The sequence below is a fragment of the Granulicatella sp. 20925_1_45 genome (genome assembly GCF_041433555.1).
Classification (GTDB): Bacteria; Bacillota; Bacilli; order Lactobacillales; family Aerococcaceae; genus Granulicatella.
Map to the genome: position 1 here is coordinate 1 of NZ_JAPWBR010000033.1, position 8,840 is coordinate 8,840.

The following is an 8,840-nucleotide window of genomic DNA, read 5'->3' on the forward strand; positions in this document are numbered from 1 at the left end:
AATTGTATAAGCTGGGCCTGGTGCCCAGCTTATTTTGTAGCTATTTTTCTAATATTTTATTTTAAGAGAATTTTTGAAGGAAGTTTGCTATAATAAAACGGATGATAAGGAGGAGGTAAAATCATGAAATGGATTAAAAGTACAGTATTAATGGCGTTTCTATGCGTTTTATCTGCTTGTGGAAATGGCTTATCAACAGAGGCGGTTCAAGACCAAATCGCAAGTTCAGAAGAGTCGGTTTCCAATTATCATATTACCGTGAAGCAATCGGACTATAAGGAAGGGTCGAAAACACCTGGAGCACAAACGGTGGCGAGTGCTAGCGCGTGGAAAGACGGCACAGGATACGGCTCGAAAATCGATAAAAATGCTGGGAAAGTAACGAACCAACTCGAAGTAATCGCAGATGCCAATGTTGGGTTTATTCGTTACTACCAAGACAAGTGGGAACAAACGATCACGGCAGCCTCAAGTCTTCAAAATACGGTTGTTTTCCCATATGCGAAGGTGATTCAATTAACGAAGGAAATTCATCAAGAAGTGCCTTGGAAGGAGACATTCTTTGGATACGAGAAGACATATACAGGAAACGATGAAGCGATTCGTAAGGCATTGACGTCGGTTCTTGGAATTGCGACGACGGATACGTCTAAAGTCGAGTTAAAAATCAAGACAGATGGCGCTGGAAATCTGATTACAAATGTTGAAATCAAGGTAACGGATGAAGGCGAACAAATGCGTAAAGAATATACGATTGCGTACTTACAATTTAATGAACAACAAAAGAAAGCTTTGCCGCAATAGTGGAGAAGCTTTTTTCGTAAAATAAACCGCTATGACTACAAAAAAAGGCGCTTTTTTGTTACAATAGAAAAGAACAAAATATTGCGAGAAATGAAGAACATTTTGTAGACATGCGAGAGGGAGAATGCTTGCATTCTCCCTTTTTTATAACAAGAAAATATGGAGGAAAAATATGGGACGTGTGATATCCGTTGCCAACCAAAAAGGTGGAGTTGGGAAGACAACTTCGACAGTGAGTTTGGCTGCAGCACTTGCCGTTCATGGCAAAAAAGTATTGATTATTGATAGTGACCCTCAAGGAAATGCGACGAGTGGTCTTGGCGTGCAAAAAGGAGAGCTAGAACAAGATGTATATGATGTTTTAGTGAACCAAGTACCAATGGCCGATGTCATTGTACCGACAACGCGCGAGAACTTGATGATTGCTCCTTCTACGATTCAGTTAGCAGGTGCCGAAATCGAGTTAACGAGTCAACCACGTCGTGAACAACGCTTGAAAGAAGCCGTGAAGAAGATTAAAGATGACTACGATTATATCTTTATCGACTGCCCACCTTCACTAGGGCATTTGACAATGAATGCTTTTACGGCCAGCGACACAGTTCTTATCCCTGTGCAATGTGAATACTACGCGCTTGAAGGGTTGTCACAACTCATGAACACGATTACGATGGTTCGCAAGCACTTCAATCCGCAGTTGAAGATTGAGGGCGTTCTTTTAACGATGTACGATGCGCGTACGAACTTAGGGAACGAAGTTAAAGACGATGTGATTAAGTATTTCCGTGAAAAAGTATATAAAACGATTATTCCTCGAAACGTACGTCTATCTGAAGCACCAAGTTACGGACAAGCGATTGTCGACTATGATCCACGCTCTCGTGGTGCTGAAGTGTACATGGAGTTAGCAAAGGAAGTGTTGGCACATGAGTAAAAATCAAAAAGGGAAAGGGCTTGGACGCGGTATTGATGCGCTTTTTATGAATGACTTGGATACCATCGATGCTTTGGAGCAAGTTCAAGATTCAGAACAAATTCAACAAATCGCTGTTTCAGAAATTCGTCCAAACCCATATCAACCTCGTAAAGAGTTTGATGAAGAGGGCTTGGCGGAATTAGCAGAATCAATTCGTCAAAATGGAGTCTTCCAACCAATCATCGTTCGTAAGTCGAAAATTAAAGGCTACGAGCTTGTGGCTGGGGAGCGTCGTCTACGTGCGTCTAAATTAGCCGAGAAAGAAACAATTCCGGCGATTGTACGTGACTACTCTGAAGAAACGATGATTCAAATCGCGGTTGTCGAAAACTTACAACGTGAAAACTTAAAACCATTAGATGAAGCCATGGCTTACCGCACATTGATGGATTCATTGAAATTAAAACAAGAAGAAGTCGCTAACCGTGTCGGCAAGAGCCGTTCATATGTGGCAAACTTCTTACGTTTATTAACATTGCCAGTTCCTGTGCAAGAACTCGTTCAAAGCGGAGAGTTATCAGCAGGACATGCACGTACTTTACTTGGACTAAAAGACCAAACGAAAATCTTACCTGTCGCTAAAAAAGCGGTGAAGGAAGGCTTAACGGTTCGTGCCTTGGAGCAACTCGTTCAATCCATCAATGAACCAGTGAAAAAGGTTGTTAAAAAAGCAGCGAAACCGAAGAAATCGATGTATATCGTTGAATCAGAAGAACGCTTGATGGATAAATTCGGAACAAGCGTGCAAATCGTCGAAAAAGGCGAGCGTGGGATAATCGAGATTGAATACCTTTCTCAAAAGGATTTAACACGTATTTTAGAAGTATTAGAAATCGAATTAGACGATTAAAAAGGAGTCTGTATGAAAGCAGGAACAACGTATCAATTACACGATCATGTGGAAATGAAAAAGCCGCATGCGTGCCAAACGAATTCCTGGGAAATCATCCGTATGGGGATGGACATTCGTATCAAGTGTGATCACTGTGGTCAAATGGTCCTTATGCCAAGACGGGAATTCGAGAAAAAAATGAAGAAGGTCACTGTAGTAGCGGCCGAAGAAAACAAATAAAGAAAGAGTGTGACAAATGGCCTTAACAGCTGGAATCGTCGGCTTACCAAACGTTGGGAAGTCAACATTATTTAATGCAATTACAAAAGCAGGGGTCGAAGCAGCGAACTATCCGTTTGCGACGATTGACCCAAACGTCGGAGTGGTAGAAGTGCCAGACCTTCGTTTACAAAAACTAACAGAATTAGTAAAACCAAAGAAAACTGTTCCTACGACATTTGAATTTACAGATATCGCGGGAATCGTGAAAGGGGCAAGCCGCGGGGAAGGTCTTGGGAACAAATTCTTAAGTCATATCCGCCAAGTAGATGCGATTTGCCAAGTGGTTCGTTGTTTTGAAGACGAAAATATTACACACGTGGCTGGGAAAGTTGACCCAATCGCTGACATCGAAACAATCAACCTAGAGTTAGTGTTAGCCGACCTTGAGTCAGTGGACAAACGTATCGCTCGTGTGGCAAAAATTGCGAAAACAAAAGATAAAGACGCGGTTGCAGAACTTGCAGTCTTAGAAAAAATCAAACCTGTGTTAGAAGAAGGAAAATTAGCACGTACGATTGAATTCACAGACGAAGAACTTCCAATCGTGAAAGGCTTATTCCTTTTAACAACAAAACCAATGCTTTACATCGCAAACATCTCTGAAGATGACGTGATGGAAGGCGGCCATAACCAATATGTGCAATTAGTAGAAGAATATGCTGCAAAAGAAGATGCAGAAGTCGTAGTGATTTGTGCGAAAATCGAAGAAGAGGTAGCCGAATTAGAGGAAGAAGAAAAACAAGCCTTCTTAGAAGAAATGGGTATCGAAGTCTCAGGGTTAGATATCTTAATCCAAAAAGCATACCACTTATTAGGATTAGCGACTTACTTTACAGCGGGTGAGCAAGAAGTGCGCGCGTGGACATTCCGTCGCGGTATGAAAGCTCCGCAATGTGCGGGAATCATCCACTCAGACTTCGAACGTGGATTTATCCGTGCCGAAACTGTAGCCTACGCAGACCTACTAGAATACGGTAGTATGACGGCTGCAAAAGAAAACGGAAAAGTTCGTCAAGAAGGTAAAGAATATGTCGTGCAAGATGGCGACGTAATGCTCTTTAGATTTAATGTATAAGGTTATCGGAGGATTGTAGCATGTCAGAACAAAACGTACAAGAAGAAGTAGTGTCAGTAGACGCTCTAAAAGCAGAATTAACAAATAAAAATGAACAATACATCTATCAATTAGAACGCGCATTAAAAGAAGCTGGATTTGACGAAGCGCAAATCGAAAAAGAATTATCAGTAATGCTTCCAGAAATCGTTGAAAAACAAAAAGCGGGCGTAACGGCTCGTCAATTGTTCGGTACGGTAACAGAACGCGTTCAATCAATCGTAGCTGGGCCAACAAAAAACCCAGATGCAAAATCTCCAGACTGGCAAATTGCCGTTGACGGAGGACTACTTGTCGGCGGATTATTCGCTCTTGTTACTGGAGTGATGTTGATGTTAAACCCAAGTGCAGATACGCAACCAATGGGACTCTTCACACTTCTCATCAACTTTATTGCAGGGGCATTTGTCATGCTCGCAATTTCTAAAAACGCACCTAAATTTGACAATCCAAAAGGTCAACGCGGTTATATCCGTTACCTAGTGGTAAGTACGGTTGCGATGGTTGCTTGGTTAATCTTAGTGGTGTTAAGTCAACAATACATCCCATCTGTGATTAACATCGTGATGAGTTACGAGTGGTACTTACTCATCGGGGCTGCGGCTCTTGCTGGTAAATTCTACTTGAAGAAGAAATTAAATATTGTCGGATCAGTAATGTAAGAAACGAAAACAATCTGTGTGACGGTGACGGCGAAGCGCTTCGTGGAAGTCGGCAGTCATCGCACACTTCTTTTATAGAGGTGAGCATATGAAACAAATGAAACGTTGGATTATCGCGTTTTTATTAGGATTAGTTGCCTTTTTGGGACTCGGTACTACGGTTGATGCGAGAAGTTTAGTCGTTGATAAGTATGATATCGAAGCAAATATTTTAGAAAATGGGGACGTTCAGTTCTTCGAAACCATTACCTTCCAATCGGACGGTGCGTATAATGGGGTCTTCTATAACTTGGATTACTCTGGTTTTGGGAAACCAACAGATGTCAATGCGTATTTAGAAACAAGTGAAGGGCGTCTGTTAATGAACCAGGAGAATTCTGGGAAAAAGGGAACGTATCAATTAACGGATAGCGGTTCGAAGATTCAGTTTAAAGTATTTTTCCCGTTCTCGAACTCGAAATTAAAAGTGACGTTCCAATATACGATTCCAAAACTCATTACGAACTACTTGGATACGGCCGAATTAAACCGTAAAGTAGTCGGGACAGAATGGGAAATCGACCAACGCAATATTACGGTGAAGGTGAATATCCCTGGAACAGCTTCAAGAGAAACGCTTCGTGCATGGGGACATGGCGCAGGCCAAAACGGGAATGTGCAAATTGCGAGCGACTATCGTTCAGTGACGCTCACGGCTCCTCAAAATGAAAGTGGAGATTTTGTGGAAGTGCATATGTTATTCCCACAAACATTGACACATGCGAATACAAATGTGAAAAACGAAAAAGCGTTTGACCGCATCGTAGCCGAAGAGGAAAAGCTCATCAATGACGAGAAAAACCTTAGAAATACAGGGTTCTTCGGAATGATTGCTGGTTGGGTTCTCTTAGTCTTGAATATGGTTTATGCCTTTGCAACAGGATTCTTCGCGAACCGTAATCGTCTTGCTAAGGTACAACATATTCCAGATCATCTCTATGAACTTCCTGAAGATATTACGCCAGCCGTTATGAATCAGGCGGTTTACGGAAAAACAGATATGACCGACTTTAGTGCGACGGTGATGGACCTTGTTCGTAAGAAAGTCTTGAAATTATCCGATACAGAGCCGTATACCATTACGCTTGTGGACGATACGAAAGAAATGCTTCGTCATGAAAAACTAGCGCTTCATTTACTCTTTGAAGTTGTTGGCGGTGGAAGCGCATCGATTGAACTCGAACAAGTGAAGAAGTATGCGAAAAACCATTCAACGACTTACTACAATGAGTGTCAAAAATGGATGGGCGCTGTCGATACTGCGGCTGAGAAATACCGCGTAACGCGTTTTGGTAAAGACGAACCTCAAGGACGTAGTGGTTTCCCAGGATGCTTGCTCGTCATCATCGGGGCTTTAACGATTGGAGCGGCCTTCTTAACGAAGAATTTAAATTATTTATTGTGGACTGTTGGAGGCGTACTCCTTGTCGTTGGACCATTAACGCTGATCGGTACAGGAATTTTTGCCAACCGTCGTTCTCTTGAAGGGGAATTACGTTATCGTAAATGGCAAGCCTTTAAACAAATGCTAAAAGATCTCTCACCAATGAAGCGGATCGAAGATTTACCAAGTATTCAACTGTGGGATCACTTCCTTGTTTATGCCATCTCTTTAGGCGTGGCTGAACACGTGATTAAAGTGTTGAAAAAATTAATACCAGACCAATTACCAAACAGTATTTTCTATTCAAATCAAAACGGAACGATTTACTATCCTGTTTCTGATTTTAATAGTACATTTACAAGCTCATACAACACTGCGAATTCTTCTGTGAACGGAAGCAGCAACTCTGGTGGGTTCGGCGGAGGATTCTCTGGCGGATCGAGCGGTGGTAGTGGTGGAGGATCCGGCGGTGGCGGATTCTAATCAAAGGAGAATTTATGTTAAACGAAATGATGCACAGACCAGTTGTCAAACCGGAACTGGTCGAGTACATGCGTTCAAGTCAACGCCGTTTTCCGGGGGACTTGGGTGAATTAGAAAATACGGCCAATGAATTAGGAATTCCAATTATTCCTCACGAAACAGCTGTGTTTTTAGATTTTATTGTTGGATTGTACCAACCAAAAAATATTTTAGAGATTGGAACGGCAGTTGGATTCTCAGCGAGTTTGATGGCAACAGCTTCACCACAAGCAAAAGTAACAACCATTGACCGCTACGAATTAATGTATAGCCGTGCCAAAGCGAACTTTGAAAGACTAGGGTTGGCCGACCGTATCACGCAACTTGAAGGCGATGCGGCAGATATTTTACCAACGTTAGAACAAGGAAAATACGACTTCCTATTTATGGATAGCGCTAAAGCCAAATACATCGAGTTCTTCCCATACTGTATGGACGTGCTTGAGGTCGGTGGTGTGCTAATGGTGGACGATATTTTCCAAGGAGGAACGATTTTAGATGATGTGATGGAGCGACCAAGACGTGTGCGTAAGATTCATCGTCGCCTCAATATGTTCCTTGATTTGGTTCAAAGCGACCCAACATTAAAATCAACTTTACTTCCACTGGGCGACGGAGTGATTCTCATTCAAAAGATGGAAGAAAAAGATTTTAAATATATTTTAGAAGACTTGTAAATTAATCATGGAAATCCTCCTTGAAAAGTTTTACAATAAGAAGGATGACAAAAGAAAGGAAGTTTTACAATGACAGATAAAGTGCGTGTACGTTATGCACCAAGTCCAACAGGGCACTTACACATCGGGAATGCCCGTACAGCTCTATTTAACTACTTATTCGCGAGACATTATGGTGGAGAGTTCATCATCCGTATCGAGGATACTGACCGCAAGAGAAATCTTGAACACGGTGAAGAAAGCCAATTAGAAAACTTAACATGGCTTGGAATGGATTGGGATGAAGGTCCAGACAAACCTGGCAAATACGGGCCTTACCGTCAATCAGAACGTGAACACATTTATAATCCACTAATCGAGCAATTAATTGCCGAAGATAAAGCGTATAAATGCTACATGACAGAGGAAGAATTAGAAGCAGAACGTGAAGCGCAACGTGCTCGTGGCGAAATGCCTCACTACAGCGGTCAACATGCTCACTTAACACAAGAGCAACGTGACGCTTTTGAAGCAGAAGGGCGCACTCCTGTTGTTCGTTTCCGTGTTCCAAAACAAGGAACTTACGCATTCGACGATATCGTTAAAGGTGACATTTCATTCGAATCTACAAGTGTTGGTGGCGACTTCGTTATCTTAAAACGTGACGGAATGCCAACTTACAACTTCGCAGTAGCAGTGGATGACCACTTCATGGAAATCACTCACGTTTTACGTGGAGATGACCATATTGCGAACACTCCAAAACAATTAATGATTTACGAAGCATTCGGTTGGGAACCACCACGTTTCGGACATATGACTTTAATCATTAATACGGAAACAGGTAAGAAATTATCTAAACGTGATGAATCAATTCTACAATTCATCGAACAATATAAAGACTTAGGGTACTTACCAGAAGCGATGTTCAACTTTATCGCACTTCTCGGATGGTCTCCTCAAGGCGAACACGAAATCTTCAGCCGTGAAGAATTCATCGAAATCTTCGACGAAAAACGTCTTGGTAAATCACCAGCTGCCTTCGATCCTAAGAAATTAGAATGGATTAACAACACATACGTGAAGAAAACTCCATTAGAAGAAGTTGCTGAAATGGCGATTGCTCAATTAAAAGAAGCAGGCATTGTGAAAGAAGAAGTTTCTCCTGAAGAACATGCATGGTTAGTGAAATTAGTGGCTTTATACCACGACCAAATGAGCTACATGAATGAAATCGTTGAGTTATCAGCGCTCTTCTTCAGAAAAGATTTCGAAGTGGAAAATGAACAAGCTAAAGAAGTTCTTCAAGGCGAAACAGTTCCAACTGTATTGAACGCTTTTGTTGCGAAATTAGAATCAATGGAAACATTCGATGAACCAAGTATTCTTGCAGCGATTAAAGAGGTTCAAAAGGAAACTGGCGTGAAGGGTAAAAACTTGTTTATGCCCATTCGTGTGGCTACGAGCGGACAAACACACGGGCCGGAGATCGGCAAGACGATCGAATTGCTTGGCAGAGAACGCAGCATTGCACACGTGCAAGCCGCACTTGCTCTTATTAAATAAAAG

The 8,840-nt window shown here is 41.9% G+C and carries 9 protein-coding genes; all 9 read left to right on the forward strand.

Going from position 1 to position 8,840, the window contains the following annotated elements; translation table 11 throughout:
* Positions 1–123 precede the first annotated feature (123 nt).
* The 9 genes from O3798_RS08495 (at position 124) to gltX (ending at position 8,837) form a co-directional block, all read left to right on the forward strand.
* A complete protein-coding gene (locus O3798_RS08495) occupies positions 124–804 on the forward strand; it encodes a hypothetical protein (protein ID WP_371464286.1) in 681 nt (226 codons plus the stop codon).
* 172 nt (positions 805–976) lie between these two features.
* Positions 977–1,738 carry a ParA family protein gene (locus O3798_RS08500; protein WP_048709805.1) on the forward strand — a complete coding sequence of 254 codons (762 nt, stop codon included), beginning with the start codon at positions 977–979 and terminating at the stop codon, positions 1,736–1,738.
* The gene (locus tag O3798_RS08505; protein WP_371464287.1) at positions 1,731–2,630 is read left to right on the forward strand and encodes a ParB/RepB/Spo0J family partition protein; all 900 of its coding nucleotides are present in this window, start codon (positions 1,731–1,733) and stop codon (positions 2,628–2,630) included. Before O3798_RS08500 ends, O3798_RS08505 begins: the two co-directional genes overlap by 8 nt.
* Before the next feature lie 12 nt (positions 2,631–2,642).
* A complete protein-coding gene (locus tag O3798_RS08510) occupies positions 2,643–2,852 on the forward strand; it encodes a DUF951 domain-containing protein (RefSeq protein WP_048711626.1) in 210 nt (69 codons plus the stop codon).
* Positions 2,853–2,868: 16 nt separating this feature from the next.
* Positions 2,869–3,969, forward strand: coding sequence for a redox-regulated ATPase YchF (gene ychF / locus O3798_RS08515; RefSeq protein WP_371464288.1), 1,101 nt, complete (start codon positions 2,869–2,871; stop codon positions 3,967–3,969).
* Between the two features lie 20 nt (positions 3,970–3,989).
* Positions 3,990–4,670: a DUF1129 domain-containing protein gene (locus O3798_RS08520; protein ID WP_371464289.1), complete on the forward strand. Its 681-nt coding sequence runs from the start codon at positions 3,990–3,992 to the stop codon at positions 4,668–4,670.
* A gap of 88 nt (positions 4,671–4,758) precedes the next feature.
* On the forward strand, positions 4,759–6,576 hold the full coding sequence (locus O3798_RS08525; protein ID WP_371464290.1) for a DUF2207 domain-containing protein: 1,818 nt from the start codon (positions 4,759–4,761) through the stop codon (positions 6,574–6,576).
* Positions 6,577–6,590: 14 nt separating this feature from the next.
* On the forward strand, positions 6,591–7,292 hold the full coding sequence (locus tag O3798_RS08530) for an O-methyltransferase (RefSeq protein ID WP_371464291.1): 702 nt from the start codon (positions 6,591–6,593) through the stop codon (positions 7,290–7,292).
* A gap of 69 nt (positions 7,293–7,361) precedes the next feature.
* Complete coding sequence (gltX, locus tag O3798_RS08535) at positions 7,362–8,837, forward strand: glutamate--tRNA ligase (RefSeq protein WP_048782563.1); 1,476 nt, start codon at positions 7,362–7,364, stop codon at positions 8,835–8,837.
* The last annotated feature ends 3 nt before the right edge of the window (positions 8,838–8,840 follow it).

What these genes read in the sequence shown, in the direction of transcription:
- O3798_RS08495 (WP_371464286.1), top strand. Translation starts at nt 124, where the DNA reads ATGAAATGGATTAAAAGTACAGTATTAATGGCGTTTCTATGCGTTTTA.
- ychF (WP_371464288.1), top strand. Translation starts at nt 2,869, where the DNA reads ATGGCCTTAACAGCTGGAATCGTCGGCTTACCAAACGTTGGGAAGTCA.
- O3798_RS08510 (WP_048711626.1), top strand. Translation starts at nt 2,643, where the DNA reads ATGAAAGCAGGAACAACGTATCAATTACACGATCATGTGGAAATGAAA.
- O3798_RS08525 (WP_371464290.1), top strand. Translation starts at nt 4,759, where the DNA reads ATGAAACAAATGAAACGTTGGATTATCGCGTTTTTATTAGGATTAGTT.
- O3798_RS08520 (WP_371464289.1), top strand. Translation starts at nt 3,990, where the DNA reads ATGTCAGAACAAAACGTACAAGAAGAAGTAGTGTCAGTAGACGCTCTA.
- O3798_RS08505 (WP_371464287.1), top strand. Translation starts at nt 1,731, where the DNA reads ATGAGTAAAAATCAAAAAGGGAAAGGGCTTGGACGCGGTATTGATGCG.
- gltX (WP_048782563.1), top strand. Translation starts at nt 7,362, where the DNA reads ATGACAGATAAAGTGCGTGTACGTTATGCACCAAGTCCAACAGGGCAC.
- O3798_RS08530 (WP_371464291.1), top strand. Translation starts at nt 6,591, where the DNA reads ATGTTAAACGAAATGATGCACAGACCAGTTGTCAAACCGGAACTGGTC.
- O3798_RS08500 (WP_048709805.1), top strand. Translation starts at nt 977, where the DNA reads ATGGGACGTGTGATATCCGTTGCCAACCAAAAAGGTGGAGTTGGGAAG.